Raw genomic sequence first — 25,315 nt, forward strand, 5'->3', positions numbered from 1 at the left:
TGGTGCGGGTCTCTGGTGCCGGTCAGGCGGTTTCCCGTACGGCGCGGGCGAGGGTACGCAGCCCCTCGTCGAGCTCCTCGGGCGTGATCGTCAGGGCCGGAAGCAGCTTGACGACCTCGCTCTCCGGGCCCGACGTCTCGATGAGCAGCCCGAGCTCGAAGGCGCGCTGTGCGATGCGCCCGGCGCGGTCCTTGTCCTTGAACTCGATGCCCCAGACGAGGCCCCGCCCGCGGTACTCCTTGACGTCGGCGAGGTTCTCCTCGGTGATGGAGATCAGCGCCTGCTCGACCTGCTCACCGCGGGCGAGGGTCTGCTTCTCCATGGCGGATCCGTCGGCCCAGTACGTCTGGAGGGCCGCGGCGGCCGTGACGAACGCGGGGTTGTTGCCGCGGAACGTGCCGTTGTGCTCGCCCGGCTCCCAGATGTCCAGCTCGGGCTTGAACAGGCACAGGGACATGGGGAGCCCGTACCCGCTGATGGACTTGGAAACCGTGACGATGTCCGGTGTGACGCCCGCCTCCTCGAAGGAGAAGAACGCGCCCGTACGGCCGCAGCCCATCTGGATGTCGTCGACGATGAGCAGCATGTCCTGCCGCTTGCACAGCTCGGCCAGGGCGCGCAGCCACTCGGGACGCGCGACGTTGATGCCGCCCTCGCCCTGCACGGTCTCGACGATCACGGCCGCGGGCTTGTTGAGGCCGGAGCCCTGGTCCTCCAGGAGCCGCTCGAACCAGAGGAAGTCCGGGACCTTGCCGTCGAAGTAGTTGTCGAACGGCATGGGCGTGCCGTGCACGAGGGGTATCCCGGCGCCGGCGCGCTTGAAGGCGTTGCCGGTCACGGCGAGCGAGCCCAGCGACATGCCGTGGAAGGCGTTGGTGAAGGACACGATGGCCTCGCGCCCCTTCACCTTCCGCGCCAGCTTGAGCGCGGACTCCACGGCGTTGGTGCCCGTCGGGCCCGGGAACATGACCTTGTACGGCAGGTCACGCGGGCGCAGGATCAGGTTCTGGAAGGACTCCAGGAAGGCGCGCTTGGCGGCCGTCGACATGTCGAGCCCGTGCGTGACGCCGTCCCGCTCCAGATAGTCGATCAACGCCCGTTTGAGTACGGGGTTGTTGTGGCCGTAGTTGAGTGAGCCGGCGCCGGCGAAGAAGTCCAGGTACGCGTGGCCGTCCTCGTCGTACATGCGGCTGCCCTGCGCCCGGTCGAAGACGGTGGGCCAGCCGCGGCAGTAGCTGCGCACCTCCGACTCGACGGTCTCGAAGACGCTCAGGTCGGGCTGGGTGATGGTCACGGCGAAATCGCTCCTCGGTGCGTGGGGGGTCAGTGGGAGAGGGGGCCGATGCGGTACAGGACCTCGGGGTCGTGCGGGGCGTCGGGGAACAGCCCTGCCTCGAACAGGACCTCACGCTCGAGGTCCGCGCCGTGGCGCTGCGCATACGAGGTGAACAGGCGTTCGGAGGCGGTGTTGCCGGGGGAGATCGTCGTCTCGATGCCGGTCACCCCGTACTCGTCCGTGACGCGTGCGGTCAGTCCGTCGAGCATGCGCGCGGCCAGCCCGCGCCCGCGGTACGCCGCGTCGACGGCCACCTGCCAGACGAGGAGGGTGTGCGGGCGCTCGGGCCGCACGTACGCGGTGATGAAGCCGACGGGCGTCCCGTCGGCGGCTCGTGCCACCGCCGTGGTGCCGGCGAAGTCACGGCACCACAGCAGATAGCTGTACGAGGAGTTCAGGTCGAGGGTCTTGGAGTCCTTGGCGATGCGCCAGAGTGCGGACCCGTCCGCCACGTCCGGGCGGTCGATCCGCAGTCCCTCGGGCATTTCCAGGAATTCCGCTTGCAGGTCTGCGTGTGCGGCGGTCATGCCGACTGAATTTACCGAGGGAAATTCGAAATTGCATCGTCGGATGGGGTTACGAAATGAGCCGTCATGTGTTATCACGCGGGCGCGGGTGATCGCGCAAGACGGCGTCGATAACCCCCATTTTGTCCGGAAAATACGGGAGGAAAGGGGTGCGATGTGGAGTCGATCACAAGTGGACGACCCGTGCGGGACCTGCCCGAATTAAGCCGGTTGGTGTTCGCGAAATCTTTGCGTTTAGCACGAAAGAAAGCGGGCAGAAGAATGCGGGAAGCTGTTCTGAATTAATAACGGGATAAGTGTGTGGGGAATCTCTGCAATTCACGGCGAGAAGCGATGGAAAGTGCCGGGGGAAGTGGCGGGAGGGGTCAGGCCCAGGCCTCGGCCACCGCGCGCCGGGCCCCCTCCAGGTCCACCGGCACGCCGAACTCGGCCAGCGCGGCCCCCAGCGCACCCAGGCAGGACTGCACCACACCCCGCGTCGCGCCGGGTCCGTAGTGGTTGACCCGGACCATCTCGCGGGCGAGCGCGCCCCCGCCCGCGACGAGCGGCAGCACCGGATCCGAGGCCAGCGCCTTGGCGACCAGCTCCGAGGCGTCGATCCCGGCCGGCGTCCGCAGCGTCGTGGCGACGGGCGCCGCGTCCGCGGCCTCGTGCACATACGGTTCGAGCCCGCCACCCAGGGCGACCGCCCCGGCCCGCGTGGCCGCCGCGGCCGAGGCGTGCCGGGCCATCACGGCCTCCAGCCCCTCGGCCTCGATCCGCTCCACGCACGCCTCGAGCGCCAGCATCTCCAGCTGCGCCGGCGCGTGCAGCAGCGCCTTGCGGCCGCCGTCGACCCACCGCTCCTTCCAGTCCAGGAGCGACAGGTACGACCGCCGGGGCGCCGCCGGGTTGGCCGCCATCCGCGCCCACGCCCGCTCGCTCACCGACACCGCCGACACCCCGGCCGGCCCGCCCATCGCCTTCTGCGCCCCGATCACGCACAGGTCGACGCCCCACGCGTCCGGCAGCACCGGCTCGGCGCCGATCGACGCGACGGCGTCCAGATAGAACAGCGCACCGTGCTCCCGTACGGCCGCGCCGATCTCCGCGACCGGATTCGTGTTGCCCGTGGCCGCCTCCGCGTGCACCAGCGACACGAAGTCGATCTCCGGGTGCGCCGCGAACGCCTCCCGGATCCGCGCGGCCGTCACCGCCGTGTGGAACGGCACGGCCAGATCGATCACCGTCGCGCCGCAGTCCCGCAGCCAGTTCCCGAAGGTCTGGCCGTAGGGGCCGGTGATGACGTTGAGCGCGGTCGTGCCGGGGCCCGCGGCCGCGCGAATGGCACCCTCCAGCGGGAGCAGCGCCTCGCCCTGCATGATCACGACGTCCTGCTCGGTGGCGAGCAGCCGGGCCACCCGGTCCTCGATCGAGGCGAAGTGCGCGGCGCTCAGGGGTGCCAGGTCCAGGAAGGGGTGGGTCACGGCGATGCTCTCTTCGCTCACGGGTTCCATTACGCGAGATCGAGGGTATCCGCCGGGTGCTCCGCCGATCCCGCCGCCGCGGCCTCGGTCATACGGTCCGGATGCCCTGCCGAGGCAGGACATCTGAGGCCATACGGCCCAACAGCCATGGGATTGATTTGAGTGAGTCAAACCTTTCCTTATAATCGGAACCCACAGTTCCCTCATAGGAGGTCCCCCGTGAAGACGGTCCTCGGACGCCGGTCCCGCATTCTGGCCGCCACCACCGCGACGGCCGGGCTGCTGCTCGTGGCCGGCTGCTCCTCGGACAACGGGGGAGGCAAGACCACCGTGAAGGGCGTCCCGCTCGTCAAGGCGGGGCAGATCACCACCTGTACCCACCTCCCGTACCCGCCGTTCCAGTCGGAGATCGACGGCAAGGTGCAGGGCTTCGACGTGTCGCTCATCGACCTGGTCGCCAAGGACCTCGGCGTGAAGCAGGCCATCGTCGACACGCCCTTCGAGAACTTCAAGACGGGCGCCTTCCTCAACTCCGGCCAGTGCGACGTCGCCGCGGCCGGCATGACCATCACCGAGGAGCGCAAGAAGAACGTCGACTTCTCCGACCCGTACTTCGAGGCCACCCAGGCCGTGCTGGTCGACAAGAAGAGCGGCGTCGACTCCCTCGCCGACGTGAAGGCCAAGGGCAAGAAGCTCGGCGCCCAGGCGCAGACCACCGGCGAGGAGTACGCGAAGAGCAAGGGCTTCGACGCGGTCTCCTTCGAGTCCTCCGACGCGGTCCTCAACGGCCTGCGCACCGGCCAGGTCCAGGCCGTCATCATCGACTACCCGGTGGTCCAGGGCTGGCTGAAGGACAAGGCCAACGCCGACGCCTTCAAGGTCGTCGACAACCTCAACACCGGTGAGGAGTACGGCTTCACGGTGAAGAAGGGCAACACCAAGCTCCTCGCCGAGATCAACAAAACAATCAAGCAGGCGAAGGCCGACGGCACGTACAAGAAGATCTACGAGAAGTGGATCGGCCCGTACACCGCGTCCGCGGCCACCGCCTCCCCGTCCGCCTCATGAGTGATGCCGACGCACAGCTCCAGCCCCGCAGGTCCGGTCTGAGCAGACGGCAGAAGCGTGCCGTCTCGCGCGGCGTGCAGTACGTCGTCTTCGTCGCGGCCGTCATCGCCTTCGCGGTGCTGGCCGACTGGGGACAGCTGAAGAACCAGTTCGCGCAGTGGGACCTGGTCAAGCAGATGTTCCCGGACGTCATCACACTGGCGCTGAAGAACACCGTGCTCTACACGATGTCCGGCTTCGTCGTCGGACTCGTACTCGGCATGGTCATCGCCCTGATGCGGCTGTCCTCGGTGGGCCCCTACCGCTGGCTCGCCGGCATCTACATCGAGATCTTCCGCGGCCTGCCCGCCCTGCTGATCTTCGTCTTCGTGGGCGTCGCCGTGCCGCTGGCGTTCCCGGGTACGGAGATCCCCGGCGGCACCTACGGCAAGGTGGCACTCGCGCTCGGCCTGGTCTCGGCCGCCTACATGGCCGAGACGATCCGCGCGGGCATCCAGGCGGTGCCCAAGGGACAGATGGAGGCCGCCCGTTCACTGGGCTTCTCGCACGCGCGGGCCATGGTCTCGATCATCATCCCGCAGGCGTTCCGCATCGTGATCCCGCCGCTCACCAACGAACTCGTCCTGCTCTTCAAGGACTCCTCGCTGGTGCTGTTCCTCGGCGTCACCCTGGAGGAGCGCGAACTGACGAAGTTCGGCCGCGACCTGGCGAGCCAGACCGCCAACTCCACGCCGATCCTGGTCGCGGGCCTGTGCTATCTGCTGGTCACCGTGCCGCTCGGATTCGTCGTTCGCCGCCTGGAGGCCAAGGCCGGGGAGGCCACCAAGTGAGTACGCCAGAGATCGACGTCCGGGGCCTGCACAAGTCCTTCGGCGACAACGAGGTGCTGCGCGGCATCGACCTGGAGATCGGCTCCGGAGAGGTCGTCTGCGTCATCGGCCCGTCCGGCTCCGGCAAGTCCACCCTGCTGCGCTGCGTGAACCTCCTGGAGGAGCCCACCAAGGGGCAGGTCTTCGTCGCCGGTGCGGAGGTCACGGACCCCGACGTCGACATCGACGCCGTACGCCGCCGTATCGGCATGGTCTTCCAGCAGTTCAACCTCTTCCCGCATCTGTCGGTGACCGACAACCTCACGCTGCCGCAGCGCCGCGTCCTCGGGCGCGACAAGGCGCAGGCGGCCGAGGTGGCCGCCGACAACCTCAGGCGCGTGGGCCTGTCGGAGAAGGCGGAGGCGTACCCCGCCTCCCTCTCCGGCGGCCAGCAGCAGCGCGTGGCGATCGCCCGCGCGCTCGCCATGGGTCCCCAGGTGATGCTGTTCGACGAGCCGACCTCGGCGCTGGACCCCGAGCTCGTCGGCGATGTGCTCGCGGTGATGCGCAGGCTCGCCGACGAGGGCATGACGATGATGGTCGTCACCCACGAGATGACGTTCGCACGCGAGGTCGCCGACCGGGTCGTCTTCATGGACGGCGGCGTGATCGTCGAGGACGGCACGCCCGAGCAGGTCATCGGCAACCCGCGACACGAACGGACCCGGCACTTCCTGTCCCGGCTCCTCGACCCCGCGATGGCGGACGTGGAGGAGGAGATCTCGGACCAGGTGGGGAAGAGCGAGCAGCCGCCGAACTAGGGTGCCGTCCATGAGCGATCACGCGGTGCTGCACGTGAAGGGGCGGGTGCTCGTCGGACCCGACGACGTCCGCGACGAACTCTGGGTGGTCGGCGGGAGAATCGCCTACGCGCCTCCCGCCGGCGCCCGGGACATCCGTACCGTCGAGGGCTGGGCGCTGCCCGGTCTGGTGGACGCGCACTGCCATGTCGGGCTCGACCGGCACGGGCCGGTCCCCGACGACGTCTCCGAGAAGCAGGCGCTCGCCGACCGCGAGGCCGGCACCCTCCTCGTCCGCGACGCGGGCTCCCCGTCCGACACCCGCTGGATCGACGGCCGCGACGACCTCCCGAAGATCATCCGGGCGGGCCGCCACATCGCCCGCACACGGCGCTACATCCGTAACTACGCCCACGAGATCGAGCCCGAGGACCTGGTCGCGTACGTCGCGCAGGAGGCCCGGCGCGGCGACGGCTGGGTGAAGCTGGTGGGCGACTGGATCGACCGCGGCACGGGCGACCTGAGCGCCTGCTGGCCGCCGGACGCCGTCCGGGCCGCGATCGCGGAGGCCCACCGCCTGGGGGCGCGCGTCACCGCGCACTGCTTCGCCGAGGATTCCCTGCGGGACCTGGTCGAGGCGGGCATCGACTGCGTGGAGCACGCGACCGGGCTGACCGAGGACACCATCCCGCTGTTCGCCGAGCGGGGCGTCGCCATCGTACCGACGCTCGTGAACATCGCGCTGTTCCCGCAGTTCGCGGCCGACGGCGAGGCCAAGTTCCCGCGCTGGTCCGCGCATATGCGGCGACTGCACGAGCGGCGCTACGACACCGTGCGCGCGGCGTACGACGCGGGGGTCCCGGTGTACGTCGGGACCGACGCGGGCGGTTCGCTGGCGCACGGACTCGTGGCGGGCGAAGTGGCCGAGCTGGTGACCGCGGGCATCCCGCCCCTCGATGCGCTGTCGGCCACGACGTGGGGTGCGCGGCGGTGGCTGGGGCGCCCCGGACTCGACGAAGGGGCGCCAGCGGACCTCGTCGTGTACGAGGGTGACCCGCGCGCGGACGTCCGTGTGCTCGCGGCGCCGCGGCGGGTCGTGCTGAACGGGCGGGTCATCGGCTAGCCGGGGTCGGGGCTGGGGCCGGGGTCGTGGCCGTGGCCGGACAGGGTCGTGGTGGGCGAGATCCCCTCGCCCACCACGACCCGCCCCCGCCTCACCTCAGCGGTCCGCCAACGTGACCGCCCGGTCCAACGCCTGGAGAAACCGGTTCACCGTCGCCCGGTCCCGCACCGCCAGCCGCAGCCACTCCTCGCCCAGCCCCGGAAACGTGTCCCCCCGACGCACGGCGAAGCCCAGCCCGCGCAAGTGACCCCGCACCGCGGCCGCCCGCGGAAGCCGCACCAGGACGAAAGGACCCTCGGCCGGCTCCGCCACGCACAGCCCGTCGGAGGCGAACTCCCGCAGCCCCGCGACCAGATGCGCCCGGTCCGCCGCGATACGGTGCGCCGCGTGCGCGGCCTCCGCCAGTGCCCGCGGCGACACGCACACCTCCGCCGCCGCCAGCGCGGGCGTGGACACCGGCCACAGCGGCTGCGCCCGCTCCAGCTCGGCGACCGTCTCGGGCGCGGCGAGCACGTAGCCGATGCGCAGCCCCGCCAGCCCCCATGTCTTGGTGAGACTGCGCAGCACCACCAGACCGGGGACGTCCGTCCGCCCGGAGAGCGCCTCCCGCTCACCCGGCACCGCGTCCATGAACGCCTCGTCCACCACCAACGTCCGCCCGGGCCGGGCCAGTTCGGCGATCGACGCGGCCGGGTGCAGTACCGACGTCGGGTTGGTCGGATTGCCGATCACGACCAGATCCGCGTCCTCGGGCACGGCCCCCGCGTCCAGCCGGAAGCCGTCCTCCTCCCGCAGCAGCACCCGGTCCACCGTGTGCCCCGCGTCCCGCAGAGCCGCCTCCGGCTCCGTGAACTGCGGGTGCACGACCACCGGCCGGCGCACCTTCAGAGCCCGCGCGAGCAGCACGAACGCCTCGGCGGCGCCCGCCGTGAGCAGCACCCGCTCCACGGGCAGCGCGTGCCGCTGTGCCACCGCGGCCCGCGCCGCACGCCCGTCCGGGTATGCCGCGAGCCCGCCCAGCGACTCGGCGATCCGCTCGCGCAGCCAGGCCGGGGGCGTGTCGGCCCGCACGTTCACGGCGAGATCGGTGAGCGCCGACCCCTCGTCACGGACCTCGGCGTCACCGTGATGACGAAGGTCGTGCGGGCCGTCGCCCTCAGTGGGCGTGTGAAGGCGCATGACCGTGGTGTCCGTGTCCGTGTGGCCCGTGGTGGTGGTGACCGTCGTCGTCCGGGTGGAAGTGCGGCTGCTGCGGCAGCCCCACCTTGTCCTCGAAGCCGGGCAGCGCGATGCGGTACACGCACGAGTCGCAGTTCATCCGCAGATCGCCCTGCACCGCCTCCCGGTACCGCTCCATCACCAGATCGAGCAACTCCGGCTCCGGACCGATGACATCGGCGGACCGCACCTCGACCTCGGGGTGCGCGGCCGCCCAGCCCTCGGTCTGCTGCCGCACCCGGTCCGGGAGGATGCCGGTGAACAGGAAGTAGGGCAGGACCACGATCCGGCGGGCGCCCAGCTTCACGCACCGGTCGAGACCCGAGGGCACGTCCGGCGCCGCCAGCGACACGAACGCCGTCTCCACGCCCGCGTAACCCCGCCCCTCCCACAGCAGCCGCGCCGCCTTGTGCACCTCGGCGTTGGCATCCGGGTCCGTCGAGCCCCGCCCGACGAGCAGCACGGTCACATCGGCCCGGTCCTGCGGCGTACGGGGGCCGCCGCCGAGCGCGTCGTCGAGCCGCCGCTCCAGGACGTTCAGCAGCGACGGGTGCGGGCCGAGCGGACGGCCGTACGTGTACGAGATCCCCGGGTGCCGCTCCTTCTCGCGGGCCAGAGCCGCCGGGATGTCCCCCTTGGCGTGTCCGGCGGACACCAGCATCAGCGGAACGGCGGCGAACCGGCGCACCCCCCGCTCCACCAGCTCGCCCACCGCCTCGGTGAGCGGGGGCGGGGACAGCTCGATGAAGCCGCCCGCGACGGGCAGTTCGGGGTGGCGGCGGCCCAGTTCGCGGACGAAGTCGCGGAACGCCTCGGCTCCGGCCTCGTCCCGGGTGCCGTGACCGGCGATGAGCAGGGCAGGGGCAGGGGTGGTCACGATTTCTCCTTCGAAGCGGGTGCGGCGAGGTGGTACAGCAGGGCGTTGAGCGCGGCCGCGGCGACCGCCGAACCGCCCTTCATGGACACGTTGCTGACAGCGGGCAGCCCGCTCTCGCGCAACGCGGCCTTCGACTCGGCCGCGCCGACGAACCCGACGGGCAGACCGATGACGAGCGCCGGGGAGGCGTCCAGGGTGAGCAGTTCCTCCAGCGCGGTCGGGGCGCAGCCGATCACCCACAGCGCGCCGGGGCCGACCTCCTCGTACGCGAGCCGGACCGCGTGCGCCGAACGGGTCAGCCCCGGACCGGACCTGGCGTCCTTGAGACGGCAGACCGTCCCGCGCCGGGTGATGCCGGCCGCGACCATCTCCACGTCCACCACCACCGGCGCCCCCGCGTGCAGCGCGGCGTGTGCCCGCTCCAGCGTGCCCTCGTCCATGACGAGGTCCTCGGCGTAGTCGAGATCGGCCGCGGAGTGGATGACCCGCTCCACGACCGCCCGGGTCAGCGGCGGGAAGTGCGAGGTGTCCAGACGGGCGCGCAGCCGCCGGAACGACTCCTGCTCGATGGGGTGGACGACACGGTCCTCGGGTACGAACGCCCGGTTCACTCGGACTCCTCCTGCCAGCGGTAGCCGCGCGGCGTCACCATGCGCCCGGCGATCTCACGGGTCGCCGTGTTCCCCACGGTCACGACCGTCATCATGTCCACCGTCGCCGGATCCAGTCCCGCGAGCGTGGTGAGGCGGCTGGACTCGTCCGTCCGCGAGGCGTTGCGTACGACACCGACGGGCGTCGTCGGCTCCCGGTGTCCGGCGAGGATCGCGAGCGCCTCGGGCAGCTGCCAGCCCCGGCCCCGGCTGCGCGGGTTGTAGAACGTCACCACGATGTCCGCCTCGGCGGCGGCCCGTACCCGCCGCTCGATGACCTCCCACGGCGTGTGCAGGTCGGAAAGGCTGATCGACACATGGTCGTGGCCCAGCGGCGCCCCGAGGATCGCCCCGGCCGCCAGCGCCGCCGTGACGCCCGGCACGCCGACCACGTCGATGTCGTCGGACGCCTCGGCCAGCGCGGGCGACGCCATCGCGTACACACCGGCGTCCCCGCTGCCGATCAGCGCGACGGCGTGCCCGCGCCGGGCCTCGGCCACCGCCGTGCGGGCCCGCTCCTCCTCGGCGCCGAGCCCCGACTCCAGGACCCGGGTACCGGGGCGCAGCAGGTCGCGGATCTGGTCGACGTACTGGTCGAGCCCCACGAGCACGGAGGCGCGGCGGAGTTCGTCCCTGGCGCGGGGCGTGAGCAGATCCCGGGCGCCGGGTCCCAGTCCCACGACGGCGAGGCGCCCGCGGGCCGGCCGCCGTACGACGGCACAGGTCGCCATCGCCGGCTGTGCGGCCGACTTGCGCTTCGGCACGAGGAGTTCACCCCCGCGTACGAGGGCGGCGGCCTCCGCGACGGAGGGCGTACCGACGGCGGCGAGCGGCGCGTCGGACGGGTTCGGCACCTCGACCGCCGCCAGTTCCCCGGCGGAGTACGTCACCAGGGGCACCCCGAGCCGCGCGGCCGCCTCGACGATGCCGGGCTCGTCGGCCTTGGCGTCGACGGTGGCGAGCTCGGCGAGGGACTTCACGGACAGCCCCGCGTCACGCAGGGCGCCTTGGACCAGGCCGAGGACCTCCTCGACGGGTGCGTTCCTGGAGGCCCCGACGCCGACGACGAGGGAGGGCGGCCGGAGCACGACCTCGCGTTCGCCGGGCTCGACGAGACGATCGGTGAGCCGGATCGCGTACCGGCCCTCGGCGGCGACCGGGAGCGGCGGCAGCGGCCAGCTCACCTCCGCGTCCAGCGCCACGGCCTCGCCGTCCAGCAGGGCCCGGGAGACCCCGGAGACATCGCCCTCCACGGGGAAGCCGAGCGTGTCGAGGCCGGGCAGCCCCACGGCGTCCGTCGCCGTCGTCACGACGGGCTCGGCCCCCAGCAACTCGCCCACCTCACGGGCGAGTTCATTGGCGCCGCCGCCATGGCCGCCGACCAGGGACACGGCGAACCGGCCGGCCTCGTCGACGCACACGACGCCCGGGTCGGACGTCTTGTCGCCGAGGAGCGGCGCCACCAGACGCACCACCGCGCCCGTCGCCAGGAAACACACGAGCTGCTCGCACTCCGCGAAGGCCCGCCGCACGGCCTCGCCGACGGGCCCGTCGTACACACGCGTCCGCGCGGGCCAGGCCGCGACCAACCGGTCGCGGGCCGCGGCGCCCGCCGCCGTCGCGGAAATCAGGCCGATCACTGGAGTGCTCCTTCGGTACGGGCCGGAGGCCGGGCGCCCCACAGCAGAAAAACGGGATTGGTCGCCGCGAGCCGGGTGACGTCCCCGGGCAGCGGGGCGAGCCGGGACGACTGCAACAGCACACCGTCGCAGCCGAACCCGGCCCCGGTGAGCGCCTCGCGCACGGCCGGCACCCGGTCGAGCGCGGCCATCGCCACGACGACCGTCCGCCGGGCGCGCCGCGCGCACGCGGTGACGAGGGCGGGCAGTTCGCGCCCGCCGCCGCCGATGAACACGGCGTCCGGGTCGGGGAGAGCGGTCAGCGCGTCCGGCGCGGCCCCGTGCACGACGTGGACGTCCACGCCGTGCGCCCGCGCGTTGGCGTGGATCCGCTCCACCCCGTCGAGCGTCTTCTCGACCGCCGTGACGGCGGCACCGAGGCGCGCGCACTCGACGGCCACCGACCCGGAGCCCGCGCCGACGTCCCAGACGAGGTCCCCGAGCCGCGGGCCGAGCCGGGCCAGCGCCAGGGCGCGCACCTCGAACTTGGTGATCATCGAATCGCGGTGGGCGAAGTCGCCCTCTTCCAGGGCCCAGCGGGCGGGACCGGCCGGCGGGCCCGCGACCGTGCGCACGGGAGCGAGGGCCCGGGAGGCGTCCAGGCACAGCACCACGCTGACCGCCGTACCCCAGTCGCGGGCCGCGGCCTCGGCCGGCGTCACCCGCTCCACGCGTTCGTGCTCGGGGTCGCCGAGCGCGCTCGCCACCACGAGGACCCGCGCGCCGAACCCGTGGGCGAGCGCGGCCCCCAGCTCGGCGGGCCCGGCGCCGGGCCCGGTCAGCACCGCCACCTTGGGACGCGACCGGCAGACGTTCAGGGCGGTGCGCAGATCACGTCCGTGCGCGCTCACCACCACCGCGTCGTCCCAGGGCAGCCCGAGCCGCGCGAAGGCGGTCGCCACGGACGAGACACCCGGACGCACATCCAGCCGCTCGGCGCCGAACCGCTCGGCCAGTGCCCGTACGATCCCGAAGAACCCCGGGTCGCCGGAGGCCAGCACCACCACCCGCCGTTGCTTCTCCAGAGCCGCCTCGATCGCGTCGAGAGCGGGCGCCAGCGGCCCCAGGACGATCCGCTCGGCCCCGTCCGGCAGCGCGGCCGCCGCCAGATGCCGTCGGCCGCCCACCACGAGCCCCGCCCCGGCCAGGGCGCGCGCGGCGTCCGCGGACAGGGGCGCCCCCGTTCCCGTACCGACGACGGTGATCACGACGGACTTCCCTTGCGGGCCGCCCGCAGCTCCGCCCGCGCCTGCGGGTCGGCCTTGCGGAACCCGTGGAAGTGGCCCGGGTGGTAGAGGTGCGAGCGGGTGCCGTGCGCGCCGAGGGCCGGGCCGACCAGGAAGAGCGTGTGCTTCCAGAGCTTGTGCTCCTTGACCGTCTCCTCCAGCGTCTCGATCGTGCACGTCACGATCAGCTCCTCCGGCCAGGTCGCCTGGTACGCGACCACGACCGGCGTGGACGTCGGGTAGCCGCCCTCCAGCAGCTCCCGTACCAGCTGACCGCTGCGGGCGGCCGACAGGAACAGGGCCATCGTCGTACCGTGGCGGGCGAACTCGCGGACCTCCTCCCCGGGCGGCATCGGCGTCTTGCCGCCGCCGAGCCGGGTGAGGATCACGGACTGCGCGACCTCGGGGATGGTCAGCTCGCGCCCGGCGAGCGCCGCGACCGCGGAGAAGGAGGAGACGCCGGGCACGATCTCGGTCTCGATGCCGATCTCCGCACACCGGTCGGCCTGTTCCTGCGTACCGCCCCACAGGGCCGGGTCGCCGGAGTGGATGCGGGCCACCTTCAGGCCCTCCGCGTGCGCCCGCCGGTACACGGCGACGACGTCCTCCAGGGACATCGTCGCGGAATCCAGGATGTCCGCGCCCGCGCGCGCGTGGTCGAGCACCTCGGCCTGGACCAGGCTGGCCGCCCAGATCACGACGTCGGCCTCGGCGATGGCGCGCGCGGCACGGAACGTCAGCAGGTCGGCGGCGCCGGGGCCGGCCCCGACGAAGGTCACCTTGCCGGTGGGGGCATCGGCCATGGGAATCGGTCCTCTCCTACAAAAAACTCGGGTCGTGCGAAAAGTCAGTGCGTACGTGGCCGTCGGGCATGCGCGAACGGGGGTCGATCGGATAGCAAGGGCGTATGGCGGTCTTCGTCGCGCTCGGCGCGTTCCTGATGACGCTGGCCGGCGGCTGGACGGCACAGCGGGTGACCGACCGTCGCCACCTGGTGCTGGGCCTGGCCGGCGGGCTGATGCTCGGCGTGGTCGGTATGGACCTGCTGCCGGAGGCGCTCGACGCGGCGGGCGGCAAGGTGTTCGGCGTACCGGCCGCACTGCTGCTGTTCGTGGCCGGCTTCCTGCTGGCCCACCTGGTGGAACGCCTGCTGGCGCACCGGCAGGCCGCCCACGGCGGCGCGGAGAGCAACGGCCGGGCGCCCGAGGTGGGCCTGACGGCCGCCGCCGCGATGGTCGGACACAGCGCCATGGACGGCGTCGCGATCGGCGCCGCCTTCCAGGTGGGCGGCGGCATGGGCCTGGCGGTGGCCGTCGCGGTCATCGCGCACGACTTCGCGGACGGCTTCAACACGTACACGCTCACGGCCCTGTACGGCAACGCGCGCCGCAAGGCGGTCATCATGCTCGTCGCGGACGCGGTGGCCCCCGTGCTGGGCGCGGCGTCCACCCTGGCGTTCACCATCCCGGAGCGCCTGCTCGGCGGCTACCTCGCCCTCTTCGGCGGCGCGCTGCTCTATCTCGCCGCCGCCGAGATCCTCCCGGAGGCACACCACGAGCACCCCGCCCGCTCCACCCTGCTGTGCACCGTGGCGGGCGTGGGCTTCATCTGGCTGGTGGTGGGCCTCGCGGGCTGATCTCCCGCCGTCTCTTCCGTCGGTCACAGCTTCCCGCCGCGTCCGCCCTCGCGCCGCGCGGGGGCGATCAGCGTGGAGAGGTAGGGCAGCGGCCCGCCGTCGAGGTCCGCGGCGGGCCGGATGGACTCCTCCGCCAGCCCCAGCGCCGAGCCCCACACGGCGTCGTCGATCCGGCCGGTCTCGCGCAGCGCCTCGGCCACCTCGTGCGCCTGCCGCCCGAACTTGTACGCGACGACCGTGCCGGGCCCGTTCAGCGCCTCCTTGAGCACGGCCGCCCCGGCGGTCACCGGGACGAGGGTCAGGGGTTCGGTCCCCTCGGTGAGGACGGCCCCCGACCGGGCGGCGAGGTCCTGCATGGCGGTGATGCCGGGCACGGTCTCGACGACGGTCCCCGGGACCAGGTCCTGGATCGTGTGCGCGAGATAGGTGAAGGTCGAGTACACGTTGGGGTCGCCGATCGTGGCGAAGGCGACGGTGCCGTGCGCCGTGAGCAGCTCGGCCACCCGCCCGCCCGCGGCGTCCCAGGCGGCCTCGCGCCGGCCGCGGTCGGCACGCTCGTTGAGCGCGAACACGACCCGCAGGACCTTCTCCTCGGGCACGTAGTGCAGGACGGTCGCCTCGGCGCGCCCCCGCTCGCCGCCGTCCGTCCCGTCCGGTGCGGCCATCACCGGTACGACCACGACGTCGGCGGCCCGCAGAGCGTTGACGCCCTTGACGGTCACCAGCTCGGGGTCGCCGGGTCCGACCCCGACTCCGATCAGCTTGCTGCTCATGACGTCCGGCACCTCTCGACGAACCTGTGGGCGACACCGGGCGCGGCGGCCCAGTGCGTGTGCAGATAACTCGCGTGCACACCGTGTTGTACGAAACCTTCGACCCGCCGAACCGGGGCGCGTACCCCCCAGGCGGGAGCCGCCCCCGCGCCCGGCTCGACGACGGTCCGGTGGAACTCGTGGCCGCGCATCCGGGTCCCGGCCGCGGCGAGCACGCTGTCGCCGACGGCGACGGCGTCGCGGTAGCCGAGCGTGAGCCTGCCGGACATCCGCGCCTCGGCGTCGAGCACACCGCACATGGGCTGCCCGTCGAGTTCACGGCAGAGATACAGCAGCCCGGCGCACTCCGCGGCGACGGGCGCGCCCGCGAGCGCCAGCTCCGCGACGGCCTTCCGCAGCGGCTCGTTGGCGGACAGCTCCGGCGCGTACACCTCGGGGAAGCCGCCCCCGATCACCAACCCGGCACTCCCGTCGGGCAGTCGCTCGTCGCGGAGGGGGTCGAAGGTGACGACCTCGGCCCCGGCGGCGGCCAGCAGCTCGGCGTGTTCGGCGTAGGAGAAGGTGAAGGCGGGGCCGCCGGCGACGGCGACGACCGGACGTTCCGTCGGACGTTCCGTCGCGGAGAGCACCGGTGGCTCCCACGGGTCATCCGACAGTGCACCCGCACCGCGCGCCAGCGCGAACAGCGCGTCGAGGTCGCAGCCCTCGCGCACCTGCGCGGCCATCGCGGCCACCGCCGCCACGGCCGCCGCCAGCCGCTCGGCGACCGGCACCAGCCCGAGATGCCGCGACGGCGTGTCCACCTGCTCGGCCCGCCGCAGCACCCCGAGAACCGGTACTCCCGCCGAGTCCAGCGCCTCCCGCAACAGCTCCTCGTGCCGATCCGAAGCGACCTTGTTCAGGATCACGCCCCCGACCCGCACCCGCGGATCCCAGGAGGCGAACCCGTGCACCAGCGCCGCCACCGACCGCGACTGCGACGACGCGTCGACGACCAGCACCACCGGCGCCCGCAGCAGCTTCGCCACGTGGGCGGTGGAGGCCAGCTCGCCCTCCCCGGCGGCCCCGTCGAACATCCCCATCACACCCTCGACGACGGCGAGATCGCAGCCCCGCGCCCCGTGCGCGAACAGCGGCGCGATCAGCTCCGCCCCGCACAGATACGCGTCGAGGTTCCGTCCCACCCGCCCGGTGGCGAGCGCGTGATACCCGGGGTCGATGTAGTCGGGCCCCACCTTGTGCGGGGACACGGCGAGCCCCCGCGCGGTGAACGCGGCCATCAACCCCGTGGCAACGGTGGTCTTGCCGCTGCCCGAGGAGGGCGCGGCAATGACCAGCCGAGGGACGGACGACATCACCACTCGATGCCCCTCTGCCCCTTCTGACCGGCGTCCATCGGGTGCTTCACCTTGGACATGTCGGTCACGAGGTCGGCGAGGCCGACGAGCTTCTCGGGCGCGTTGCGGCCGGTGATGACGACGTGCTGGGTACCGGGCCGCTCCCGCAGCACGGAGACCACCTCGTCGGTGTCGACCCACCCCCAGTGCATCGGGTAGGCGAACTCGTCGAGCACGTACAGCTTGTACGTCTCGGCCGCCAGGTCCCGCTTGACCTGCTCCCAGCCCTCGCGGGCCTTCTCCTCGTTGTCCATCTGGGCATCCCGCTGGACCCAGGACCAGCCCTCGCCCATCTTGTGCCAGTCGACGGACCCGCCCTCACCGCTGGCGCCGAGCACCCGCAGCGCGTTCTCCTCGCCGACCTTCCACTTCGCCGACTTCACGAACTGGAACACGCCGATCGGCCAGCCCTGATTCCAGGCGCGCAGCGCCAGCCCGAAGGCGGCGGTCGACTTGCCCTTCCCGATGCCCGTGTGCACGATCACGAGCGGCCGGTTGCGGCGCTGGCGGGTGGTCAGTCCATCGTCCGGTACGACACTCGGCTGCCCCTGCGGCATTACGCGGCCCTCCTGTTGCTTGACTGAACGTCTCGTACGAGCCCGGCGATCGAGTCGGCCCGCAACTCGTCCAGCGTGACGGGCGTCCCGCCCAGCTCCCCGGCGAGCTGCCCGGCCAGCCCGAGCCGCACCGGCCCCGACTCGCAGTCGACGACCACGGACGCGACCCCGTCGGCCGCGAACAGCCGCGCCGCCCGGCCCGCGAGCGCCACCGGCTCGGGGCCGCCCGTCGCCCGCCCGTCCGTCACCACGACGACCAGCGGCCGGCGTGCCGCATCCCGCAGCCGCTCCACCCGCAGCACGTCGTGCGCCTTGAGCAACCCCGTGGCCAGCGGCGTCCGCCCGCCCGTGGGCAGCGACTCCAGCCGCACCGCGGCCGCGTCCACCGAAGAGGTGGGCGGCAGCGCCACCTCGGCCGCGGACCCGCGGAAGGTCACCAGCCCCACCTTGTCCCGCCGCTGATACGCGTCGAGCAGCAGCGACAGCACCGCGCCCTTGACGGCGCTCATCCGCTGCCGGGCCGCCATCGACCCGGAGGCGTCGACCACGAAGAGCACGAGGTTGCCCTCACGCCCCTCACGGGTGGCCTGCCGCAGATCGTCCCGCCGTACGACGAGCCCACGCCCCGACCGGCCGCGCGCCCGCTGATGGGGTGCCGCGGCCTGCACGGTCGCCGCCAGGTGCAGCTTGGTGAGCGTCCCCCGGGGCCGCCGGGCCCCGGTCGTGCGCCCGTGCTCGGTCCGCGCGCGCGAACGCCGGCCCGCCGCGCCCTCGCCGAGACCGGGCACGCTCAGCACCTTCGTACGGAACGGCTCACCGGCCCGCACGGCCTGCTGCTCACCGGCACCGGACGCCCCCGGCTGCCCCGACTCACCGGCCTGAGGCCGCGCGGCCTCGTCACCACCCGGTTCCGAGCTGTCGGCCCCGTCCTGAGGCCCTTCCTGAGATCCGTCCTGAGGGCCGTCCTGAGGTCCGCCCTCGGGGCCGTTCTCCGGTGGCTGCCCGCCACCGCCCGGCCCGTCCGGATCCGGATCGTCGTCGCCTTCGTCCTCGTTTTGGCCGCCGAACTCCTCCAGCGTCTCGTCGAGCTTGTTCTCGTCGAGCCCCGGCGCGTCGAACGGATTCCGGCGCCGCCGGTGCGGCAGCGCGAGCAGCGCCGCCTGCCGTACGTCCTCGGCGAGCACATCGGAGCGCCCGTCCCACGCGGCCAGCGCGGTCGCCGTCCGCGCCATCACGATGTCGGCCCGCATCCCGTCGACCTCGAAGGCCGCGCAGGTCGCCGCGATCTGCCGCAGCGCCCCGTCGCCGAGCCGCACGGACGGCAACAGCTCCCGCGCGGCCACGATCCGGGCCCGCACGGCGGACTCCTCGTCGGCCCAGCGCGCGGCGAAGGCCTCCGGATCGTCGTCGTACGCGAGCCTGCGCCGGACGACCTCGACCCGCTGATCGGGCTCCCGCGAGGCCGCGACCTCGACGGTGAGCCCGAACCGGTCGAGCAACTGCGGCCGCAGCTCGCCCTCTTCGGGATTCATGGTCCCGACGAGCAGGAAGCGGGCGGCATGCCGTACGGAGACGCCCTCGCGTTCCACGTACGAGGCACCCATCGCGGCCGCGTCCAGGAGCAGGTCGACCAGGTGGTCGTGGAGGAGGTTGACCTCGTCGACGTACAGGATCCCGCGGTGCGCGTCGGCCAGCAGGCCGGGCTCGAAGGCCTTCACACCCTCCGCGAGCGCCCGCTCGATGTCGAGCGCGCCCACGAGCCGGTCCTCGGAGGCGCCGACGGGCAGTTCGACCATGCGCGCGGGACGCCGAACGCCCGGCCCGACCTCGTGCGGTCCGTCCGGGCACGCCGGGTCGGGGGAGCCGGGCGCACACGAGAAGCGGCAGCCCGCGACGACGTCCACCTCGGGCATGAGGGCCGAAAGCGCGCGTACGGCCGTGGACTTGGCCGTGCCCTTCTCGCCGCGGACCAGCACGCCGCCCACCGCGGGCGACACGGCGTTCAGCAGCAGCGCGAGCCGCAGATCGTCCTGGCCGACCACGGCCGTGAACGGAAACGGGGTACTCACTGGTCGTCGCCCTCCAAATCGCCTTCGAGCTCCAGATAGGTGGCGCGCAGCCGCTCCAGCGTCTGTGCGTCCGGCTCGGCCCACAGCCCGCGCTCGGCCGCTTCGAGCAGCCGTTCCGTGATCCCGCGCAGCGCCCACGGGTTGGACTTCTTCATGAAGTCCCGGTTCTCCGCGTCGAAGACGTACTCCGCGCTGAGCTTCTCGTACATCCAGTCGTCGACCACGCCGGCCGTGGCGTCGTACCCGAAGAGGTAGTCGACGGTCGCCGCCATCTCGAAGGCGCCCTTGTAGCCGTGGCGCCGCATCGCCGCCATCCAGCGCGGGTTGACGACCCGCGCGCGGAACACGCGGTGCGTCTCCTCGCCGAGGGTCCGGGTCTTCACCTGGTCCGGTACGGCGCTGTCACCGACGTAGGCCTCCGGACTCGCGCCCGTCAGATGCCGGACCATGGCGACCATGCCGCCGTGGTACTGGAAGTAGTCGTCTGCGTCGACGAGGTCGTGCTCGCGGGTGTCGACGTTCTTCGCGGCGACGGCGATGCGCTTGAACGCCGTCTCCATGTCCCCGCGCGCCGCCCGCCCGTCCAGCCCGCGCCCGTACGCGTATCCGCCCCACACCGCGTACACCTCGGCGAGGTCCGCGTCGGAGCGCCAGTTGCGCGCGTCGATGAGCGGGAGCAGACCGGCGCCGTACGCACCCGGCTTGGAGCCGAAGACACGGGCCGTGGCGCGTCGCCGGTCACCGTGCTCGGCGGTGTCCTCGTCGGCGTGCTTGCGGACGTAGTTCAGGTCCACGGGCTCGTCCAGTTCGGCCACCGCCCGCACCGCGTCGTCGATCAGCCCGACCACGTGCGGGAACGCGTCCCGGAAGAAGCCGGAGATCCGGACCGTGACGTCGATGCGGGGGCGCCCGAGTTCGTCCAGGGGCACGACCTCGAAGCCGGTCACCCGGCGCGAGGCGTCGTCCCAGACGGGACGGCAGCCCAGCAGCGCGAGGATCTCGGCGATGTCGTCGCCCTGCGTACGCATGGCGGACGTGCCCCAGACCGTGAGGCCCACCGACTTCGGGTACTCGCCGGTGTCCTGGAGATACCGCTGGATCAGCGAGTCCGCGAGCGACTGCCCGACCTCCCAGCTCAGCCTGGACGGGATGGCCTTGGGGTCGACGGAGTAGAAGTTGCGGCCGGTCGGCAGGACGTTGACGAGTCCGCGCGTCGGCGAACCCGAGGGGCCCGCCGGGACATAACCGCCGTTCAGCGCGCGGAGGATGTGGTCGATCTCGTCCGTGGTCCGGGCGAGCCGCGGCACGACCTCACGGCACGCGAACTCCAGCACCGCCACGGCGTCCGGGAGTTCGCTGCCCAGGACCTCGCGGACGAGTGCGGGGACGGCGGCGACGTCCCAGCCGCGCTCCTCCATGCCCTCGGCGGCCCGTCGGCACAGCTGCTCCAGCAGGTCGATCGCGTCGGCCGCCGACCGGGACGGCCCCTCGACGAGGTCGCTCAGCTCGGCCGGCACCTTCACCGGCGCACCCGGCTCGCCCAGCAACTCCTTCTCGACCAGGCCGAAATGGGCCGCCAGCGCCGCCCTCAGGCCCGGCAGGGCGTTGGCCTGACCGCCCCACACCTGCGAGGCCCGCAGCACGGCCAGCACGAGGTTCACGCGCGGCTCGGCCTCCGGCCCGCCGCCGAGAATGTGCAGGCCATCCCTGATCTGCACATCCTTGATCTCGCACAGATAGCCGTCGATGTGCATGACGAACTCGTCGAACGCGTCGTCGTCCGGCTGATCGTCCACGTGCAGGTCGTGGTGCAGCTCGGCCGCCTTGACCAGCGTCCAGATCTGGGCGCGCACGGCCGGTGCCTTCGTCGGGTCCAGGTCGGACACGAGCGCGTACTCGTCGAGGAGCTGCTCCAGCTTGGCGAGGTCGCCGTACGTGTCCGCGCGCGCCATCGGCGGTACGAGGTGGTCGACGACGGTGGCGTGCCCGCGGCGCTTGGCCTGGGTGCCCTCGCCGGGGTCGTTGACGATGAACGGGTAGACCAGGGGGAGTTCGCCGAGTACGGCGTCGGGGGCGCAGCCACCGCTGAGCCCGAGCCCCTTGCCCGGCAGCCATTCCATCGTGCCGTGCTTGCCCATGTGTACGACGGCGTCGGCGCCGAAACTGTTCTCCAGCCACCGGTAGGCCGCCATGTAGTGGTGCGACGGAGGCATGTCCGGGTCGTGGTAGATCGCGATCGGGTTCTCGCCGAAGCCGCGCGGCGGCTGGATCATCACGACGACGTTCCCGAACTGGAGGCAGGCCAGCACGATGTCGTCGCCGTCGACGTAGAGGGAGCCCGGCGGCTCGCCCCAGGCCTCCAGCATGCCCTCGCGCAGAGCGGGGTCGAGCGTCTCGAACCACGCCCGGTAGTCCGCGAGCGGCACGCGCGCCGGAGCGGCGGCGAGCTGCTCCTCGGTCAGCCACTCGACGTCGTGGCCGCCGGCCGCGATGAGCCGGTGGATCAACTCGTCGCCGTTGTCGGGGTATTCGGTGAGGCCGTAGCCCGCGTCCCGGAGCGCGTCGAGGACCCGTACCGCGGAGGCGGGCGTGTCGAGACCGACCGCGTTGCCGACCCGCGAGTGCTTGGTCGGATAGGCGGTGAAGACGATCCCGAGCTTTTTCTCCGCGTTCGGCTTGTGCTTCAACAGGGCGTGCCGCAGGGCGATTCCGGCGACCCGCGCGGCCCGCTCGGGGTCGGCGACATACACCGGGACGTCGTCGGGGCCCTGCTCCTTGAAGGAGAAGGGGACCGTGATGAGGCGGCCGTCGAACTCCGGGATCGCGACCTGCATCGCCGCGTCCATGGGGGACAGGGCGGCGTCCGACCCCTCCCAGGCGGCGTGCGAGGAGGTGAGACAGAGGCCTTGCAGCACCGGGATGTCGAGATCGGTGAGCGCGCCGATGTCCCACGCCTCCTCGTCGCCGCCGGCGGATGCCTGGGAGGCGTGGGTGCCGCCCGCGGCGAGGACGGTGGCGACGAGCGCGTCGGCCTTGCCGAGGATCTCGTACAGCCCGGTGTCCGCGCCGCGCAGCGAACCGCAGTACACGGGCAGGGCGTTGGCGCCCCGCGCCTCGACGGCATCGCACAGCGTGTCCACGAAGGCGGTGTTGCCGCTCAGCTCGTGGGCCCGGTAGAAGAGCACGCCGACGGTCGGACGGCCCTGCGTGTACGGACGCTCGCCGTGGACGCCGTACTCCGGCATCTGCTGCGGCTCGACGAAGCCCTCGCCGGTCAGCAGCACGGTGTCCGACAGGAAGCGGGCCAGCTCGACGAGGTTGGCGGAACCGCCCTCGACCAGATACCGCAGCGCCTCGGCGACCACCCCGGCGGGCACGGACGACTCGGCCATCAGCTCCGCGTCCGGGACGGTCTCGCCGCCGAGGAGCACGGTCGGAATCCCGGACGCCTTGAGCGCCGCCAGCCCGTCCTCCCAGGCGCGCTTGCCGCCGAGGAGCCGTACGACGGCGATGTCCGAGCCCGCGACGAGCGCGGGCAGCTCTTCGGACACGTCGACCCGGGTCGGATTGCCGATCCGGTACGGGGCGCCGGAGGCGCGGGCCGCCAGCAGATCGGTGTCGGCGGTCGACAACAACAACACTGTGCTCATGCGGGCGCTCCCGGTGGAATGAAAGGCAGTCCTGACGGTGCGCCCGACTCGATGAGCCGCCACAGCGCGTCCGTGTCCGCGTGTTCCTCGATCAGATCGCCGAGCCGGTCCAGCTGCTCCTCGCGCAGCCCGGCGAACGACGTGCCGGCGGCCGGTACGAAGCGGCGGCCCGCGGCGGCCGCCACCTCGCGCAGGAAGGCCCGGCGGAAACCGTCCGACTCCAGCGAGCCGTGCCAGTGCGTACCCCACACGGCGCCGACCCGGCAGCCGTCCAGGAAGGGGTCGCCGCCCGTGACGTCGGCGACGCCGTGGTGGATCTCGTACCCCTCGACGTGCTCGCCGAGGGCCTCGCCGACGGGCCGGGTGAGGGTCTTCTCCCGGGCGAACCGGACGCGCACGGGGAGGAGTCCGAGCCCCTCCACATGGCCCCGACGGCTCTCGACGTCGTCCTCGATGTGCTCGCCGAGGACCTGGAAACCGCCGCAGATCCCGAGCACGGGCCGTCCGGCCGCGGCTCTGCGCCGCAGCGCTTCGGCAAGTCCCCGCTCCCGCAGCCACTCCAGCGCCTTGACCGTCCCGCGGGTCCCCGGAATCACCACGAGGTCGGCGTCCGCCAGCTCCTCGGGCCGGTCCACGAACCGCACGACGACGCCCGGTTCGGCGGCCAGCGCGTCCACGTCCGTGAAGTTGGACATGAGGGGGATCGCGCAGACGGCGACGCGGAGGATGTCCTCGCCGACGGGGGAGGACACCGCCGACTCCCGTACGGATCCCCGCAACGACACCCGCAGTCCGTCCTCCTCGTCGATGCCGAGGCCGTGCTGGAAGGGGAGGACGCCGTACGAGGGCCGCCCGGTGAGGTTCCGGAGCATGTCGAGGCCCGGCTCCAGCAGGGACACGTCCCCGCGGAACTTGTTGACGAGGAACCCGGCGACGAGTTCCTGGTCCTCGCGCGACAGCAGGGCGACGGTTCCGAAGAAGGAGGCGAAGACGCCGCCGCGGTCGATGTCGCCGACGACGAGCACGGGCAGCCGCGCGTTGCGTGCGATCCCCATGTTCACGATGTCGGTCCGCCGCAGATTGATCTCGGCAGGACTGCCGGCCCCCTCACAGATCACCGCGTCATACGTGCCCCGCAACTCGGCGAGACAGTCCAGGACGGTCCCGAGCAGCGCCTCCTGCCGCCCGCCGTGGTAGCCGCGCGCGCTCATCTCGCCCACGGGCCTGCCCATCAGGACGACCTGGCTGCTTCTGTCGCTCCCGGGCTTGAGCAGCACGGGGTTCATCAGCGCGGTGGGCTCGACCCGGGCGGCCTGTGCCTGCATGGCCTGCGCGCGCCCGATCTCGGCACCTTCGCGCGTGACGAAGGAGTTCAGGGACATGTTCTGCGCCTTGAAGGGCGCGACCTTGACGCCCTGGCGCACCAGCCACCGGCAGATCCCGGCGGTCACGACGCTCTTGCCCGCGTCGGAGGTGGTACCGGCGATCAGCAGTCCGCCGCTCATGACGTCCCTCCCCGTTTCCACAGCCGCCCGGCGGCGGCCACGCCCAGGGCGAGCCAGCCCACCCGCCGCGACAGGCGTACGGCCCGCTCGATGTCCTTGCTGTCCACGGCCCGTCCGCCGCCGTTGAGCACGGGCCGGTGTTCGACCCTGCCCCCGTACGAGAGCGTTCCGCCCAGCCGTACCCCGAGAGCCCCCGCGAAGGAGGCCTCCACCGGGCCGGCGTTGGGGCTCGGATGCCGGGCGGCGTCCGAGCGCCAGGCGCGCAGGGCGCCGCGCGGATCGTGTCCGGCGAGGGCGGCGAGTACGGCCGTCAGCCGGGCGCCCGGCCACCCCATGACGTCGTCGAGCCGGGCCGAGGCCCACCCGTACCGCAGATACCGGGGAGACCGGTGCCCGACCATGGCGTCGAGCGTGTTGACGGCCCGGAAACCGACGAGCCCCGGCACGCCGCCGACAGCCCCCCACACCAGCGCCCCCACGACCGCGTCGGAGGTGTTCTCGGCGACGGACTCGACGACGGCGCGGGCGATCCCGTCGGCGTCGAGGGCCCCCGGGTCGCGCCCGCACAGATGGGGGAGCCGCTCCCGGGCCCCCTCGATGTCCCCCGCGTCCAGGGCCTGCCCGATGGCCCGCGCCTCGCGCCCGAGGGAGGTCCCGCCGACCACGGCCCAGGTGGCGGCGGCGGTCAGCGCGACGGAAGCGGTACGGGAGGTGCGTACGGAACGGGCGGCGACGGCGGCGAGGCCCACGGCCCCACCGGCACAGACGACGGTGTGCAGCGCGCCCCACCCGCGGTGGTCCCGCCACAGCACCCGCTCCACGACGCCCGCGGCCCGCCCGAACGCGGCGACCGGATGCCCGCGGCGGGGATCGCCCAGGAGCAGGTCGCCGATGAGCCCGGCGGCGGCGCCGTACGCGAAGACGCGATCGGCACGCATGGGGTCAGCCC

General features: G+C 72.6%; 21 protein-coding genes. 5 read left to right on the top strand and 16 right to left on the bottom strand.

Annotation, left to right across the window (positions count from 1 at the left end; all coding sequences use genetic code 11):
• Positions 1–22: 22 nt before the first annotated feature.
• The 3 genes from ectB to GTY58_RS33260 all read right to left on the bottom strand — a co-directional run bounded on the left by ectB (position 23) and on the right by GTY58_RS33260 (position 3,350).
• Positions 23–1,294, bottom strand: coding sequence for a diaminobutyrate--2-oxoglutarate transaminase (gene ectB / locus GTY58_RS33250; RefSeq protein ID WP_010987797.1), 1,272 nt, complete (start codon positions 1,292–1,294; stop codon positions 23–25).
• Positions 1,295–1,323: 29 nt separating this feature from the next.
• Complete coding sequence (ectA, locus tag GTY58_RS33255) at positions 1,324–1,863, bottom strand: diaminobutyrate acetyltransferase (RefSeq protein WP_010987798.1); 540 nt, start codon at positions 1,861–1,863, stop codon at positions 1,324–1,326.
• Positions 1,864–2,228: 365 nt separating this feature from the next.
• Positions 2,229–3,350 (bottom strand): aminotransferase class V-fold PLP-dependent enzyme, encoded by a 1,122-nt coding sequence (locus tag GTY58_RS33260; RefSeq protein WP_242432298.1) that lies wholly within the window; start codon positions 3,348–3,350, stop codon positions 2,229–2,231.
• A gap of 198 nt (positions 3,351–3,548) precedes the next feature.
• Between GTY58_RS33260 and GTY58_RS33265 the strand changes: the two genes are divergently transcribed.
• Genes GTY58_RS33265 through GTY58_RS33280 form a run of 4 tightly spaced genes read left to right on the top strand, consistent with a single transcriptional unit; the run spans position 3,549 to position 7,129 of the window.
• Positions 3,549–4,397 carry a transporter substrate-binding domain-containing protein gene (locus GTY58_RS33265; protein WP_010987800.1) on the top strand — a complete coding sequence of 283 codons (849 nt, stop codon included), beginning with the start codon at positions 3,549–3,551 and terminating at the stop codon, positions 4,395–4,397.
• Positions 4,394–5,227, top strand: coding sequence for an amino acid ABC transporter permease (locus tag GTY58_RS33270; RefSeq protein ID WP_010987801.1), 834 nt, complete (start codon positions 4,394–4,396; stop codon positions 5,225–5,227). Before GTY58_RS33265 ends, GTY58_RS33270 begins: the two co-directional genes overlap by 4 nt.
• A complete protein-coding gene (locus GTY58_RS33275) occupies positions 5,224–6,027 on the top strand; it encodes an amino acid ABC transporter ATP-binding protein (RefSeq protein WP_010987802.1) in 804 nt (267 codons plus the stop codon). The genes GTY58_RS33270 and GTY58_RS33275 overlap by 4 nt, the downstream gene beginning before the upstream one ends.
• A gap of 10 nt (positions 6,028–6,037) precedes the next feature.
• Positions 6,038–7,129: an amidohydrolase family protein gene (locus GTY58_RS33280; protein WP_010987803.1), complete on the top strand. Its 1,092-nt coding sequence runs from the start codon at positions 6,038–6,040 to the stop codon at positions 7,127–7,129.
• Positions 7,130–7,225: 96 nt separating this feature from the next.
• On the opposite strand, the gene cobC is transcribed toward GTY58_RS33280, so the two are convergent.
• The 6 genes from cobC to cobM are packed head-to-tail and all read right to left on the bottom strand — an operon-like array spanning position 7,226 to position 13,582.
• Positions 7,226–8,308: an Rv2231c family pyridoxal phosphate-dependent protein CobC gene (cobC, locus tag GTY58_RS33285; protein WP_037646872.1), complete on the bottom strand. Its 1,083-nt coding sequence runs from the start codon at positions 8,306–8,308 to the stop codon at positions 7,226–7,228.
• A complete protein-coding gene (locus tag GTY58_RS33290) occupies positions 8,286–9,224 on the bottom strand; it encodes a sirohydrochlorin chelatase (RefSeq protein ID WP_010987805.1) in 939 nt (312 codons plus the stop codon). The genes cobC and GTY58_RS33290 overlap by 23 nt, the downstream gene beginning before the upstream one ends.
• Complete coding sequence (locus GTY58_RS33295) at positions 9,221–9,835, bottom strand: precorrin-8X methylmutase (protein ID WP_010987806.1); 615 nt, start codon at positions 9,833–9,835, stop codon at positions 9,221–9,223. Before GTY58_RS33295 ends, GTY58_RS33290 begins: the two co-directional genes overlap by 4 nt.
• Positions 9,832–11,514, bottom strand: coding sequence for a precorrin-3B C(17)-methyltransferase (gene cobJ / locus GTY58_RS33300; protein WP_037646874.1), 1,683 nt, complete (start codon positions 11,512–11,514; stop codon positions 9,832–9,834). The genes GTY58_RS33295 and cobJ overlap by 4 nt, the downstream gene beginning before the upstream one ends.
• Positions 11,511–12,761, bottom strand: a complete 1,251-nt coding sequence (locus tag GTY58_RS33305) for a bifunctional cobalt-precorrin-7 (C(5))-methyltransferase/cobalt-precorrin-6B (C(15))-methyltransferase (RefSeq protein ID WP_010987808.1) — start codon at positions 12,759–12,761, stop codon at positions 11,511–11,513. The genes cobJ and GTY58_RS33305 overlap by 4 nt, the downstream gene beginning before the upstream one ends.
• Positions 12,758–13,582: a precorrin-4 C(11)-methyltransferase gene (cobM, locus tag GTY58_RS33310; protein WP_010987809.1), complete on the bottom strand. Its 825-nt coding sequence runs from the start codon at positions 13,580–13,582 to the stop codon at positions 12,758–12,760. The genes GTY58_RS33305 and cobM overlap by 4 nt, the downstream gene beginning before the upstream one ends.
• A 104-nt stretch (positions 13,583–13,686) precedes the next feature.
• Between cobM and GTY58_RS33315 the strand changes: the two genes are divergently transcribed.
• The gene (locus tag GTY58_RS33315) at positions 13,687–14,415 is read left to right on the top strand and encodes a ZIP family metal transporter (protein ID WP_010987810.1); all 729 of its coding nucleotides are present in this window, start codon (positions 13,687–13,689) and stop codon (positions 14,413–14,415) included.
• Positions 14,416–14,438: 23 nt separating this feature from the next.
• Here GTY58_RS33315 and cobI read toward each other — a convergent pair whose 3' ends face one another.
• From cobI to GTY58_RS33350, 7 genes are read right to left on the bottom strand one after another with little or no spacing between them, the layout of a single operon-like run.
• Complete coding sequence (cobI, locus tag GTY58_RS33320; RefSeq protein WP_010987811.1) at positions 14,439–15,188, bottom strand: precorrin-2 C(20)-methyltransferase; 750 nt, start codon at positions 15,186–15,188, stop codon at positions 14,439–14,441.
• Positions 15,185–16,543: a cobyrinate a,c-diamide synthase gene (locus tag GTY58_RS33325; RefSeq protein ID WP_171033151.1), complete on the bottom strand. Its 1,359-nt coding sequence runs from the start codon at positions 16,541–16,543 to the stop codon at positions 15,185–15,187. Before GTY58_RS33325 ends, cobI begins: the two co-directional genes overlap by 4 nt.
• Positions 16,543–17,142 (bottom strand): cob(I)yrinic acid a,c-diamide adenosyltransferase, encoded by a 600-nt coding sequence (gene cobO, locus GTY58_RS33330; protein ID WP_010987813.1) that lies wholly within the window; start codon positions 17,140–17,142, stop codon positions 16,543–16,545. The genes GTY58_RS33325 and cobO overlap by 1 nt, the downstream gene beginning before the upstream one ends.
• Positions 17,142–19,211 carry a putative cobaltochelatase gene (locus GTY58_RS33335; protein WP_010987814.1) on the bottom strand — a complete coding sequence of 690 codons (2,070 nt, stop codon included), beginning with the start codon at positions 19,209–19,211 and terminating at the stop codon, positions 17,142–17,144. Before GTY58_RS33335 ends, cobO begins: the two co-directional genes overlap by 1 nt.
• A complete protein-coding gene (gene cobN / locus GTY58_RS33340; RefSeq protein ID WP_010987815.1) occupies positions 19,208–22,861 on the bottom strand; it encodes a cobaltochelatase subunit CobN in 3,654 nt (1,217 codons plus the stop codon). The genes GTY58_RS33335 and cobN overlap by 4 nt, the downstream gene beginning before the upstream one ends.
• A complete protein-coding gene (locus GTY58_RS33345) occupies positions 22,858–24,366 on the bottom strand; it encodes a cobyric acid synthase (protein ID WP_010987816.1) in 1,509 nt (502 codons plus the stop codon). Before GTY58_RS33345 ends, cobN begins: the two co-directional genes overlap by 4 nt.
• On the bottom strand, positions 24,363–25,304 hold the full coding sequence (locus GTY58_RS33350; protein WP_010987817.1) for a cobalamin biosynthesis protein: 942 nt from the start codon (positions 25,302–25,304) through the stop codon (positions 24,363–24,365). Before GTY58_RS33350 ends, GTY58_RS33345 begins: the two co-directional genes overlap by 4 nt.
• Positions 25,305–25,315: the final 11 nt, after the last annotated feature.

The organism is Streptomyces sp. SID5469 (assembly GCF_009862865.1).
Classification (GTDB): Bacteria; Actinomycetota; Actinomycetes; order Streptomycetales; family Streptomycetaceae; genus Streptomyces; species Streptomyces avermitilis.

Excerpts from the sequence above, each read along its gene's own strand:
- ectA (WP_010987798.1), bottom strand. The coding sequence starts at position 1,863 with ATGACCGCCGCACACGCAGACCTGCAAGCGGAATTCCTGGAAATGCCC.
- GTY58_RS33270 (WP_010987801.1), top strand. The coding sequence starts at position 4,394 with ATGAGTGATGCCGACGCACAGCTCCAGCCCCGCAGGTCCGGTCTGAGC.
- GTY58_RS33280 (WP_010987803.1), top strand. The coding sequence starts at position 6,038 with ATGAGCGATCACGCGGTGCTGCACGTGAAGGGGCGGGTGCTCGTCGGA.
- cobC (WP_037646872.1), bottom strand. The coding sequence starts at position 8,308 with ATGCGCCTTCACACGCCCACTGAGGGCGACGGCCCGCACGACCTTCGT.
- cobM (WP_010987809.1), bottom strand. The coding sequence starts at position 13,582 with ATGGCCGATGCCCCCACCGGCAAGGTGACCTTCGTCGGGGCCGGCCCC.
- GTY58_RS33315 (WP_010987810.1), top strand. The coding sequence starts at position 13,687 with ATGGCGGTCTTCGTCGCGCTCGGCGCGTTCCTGATGACGCTGGCCGGC.
- cobI (WP_010987811.1), bottom strand. The coding sequence starts at position 15,188 with ATGAGCAGCAAGCTGATCGGAGTCGGGGTCGGACCCGGCGACCCCGAG.
- GTY58_RS33325 (WP_171033151.1), bottom strand. The coding sequence starts at position 16,543 with ATGTCGTCCGTCCCTCGGCTGGTCATTGCCGCGCCCTCCTCGGGCAGC.
- cobO (WP_010987813.1), bottom strand. The coding sequence starts at position 17,142 with ATGCCGCAGGGGCAGCCGAGTGTCGTACCGGACGATGGACTGACCACC.
- cobN (WP_010987815.1), bottom strand. The coding sequence starts at position 22,861 with ATGAGCACAGTGTTGTTGTTGTCGACCGCCGACACCGATCTGCTGGCG.
- GTY58_RS33345 (WP_010987816.1), bottom strand. The coding sequence starts at position 24,366 with ATGAGCGGCGGACTGCTGATCGCCGGTACCACCTCCGACGCGGGCAAG.
- GTY58_RS33350 (WP_010987817.1), bottom strand. The coding sequence starts at position 25,304 with ATGCGTGCCGATCGCGTCTTCGCGTACGGCGCCGCCGCCGGGCTCATC.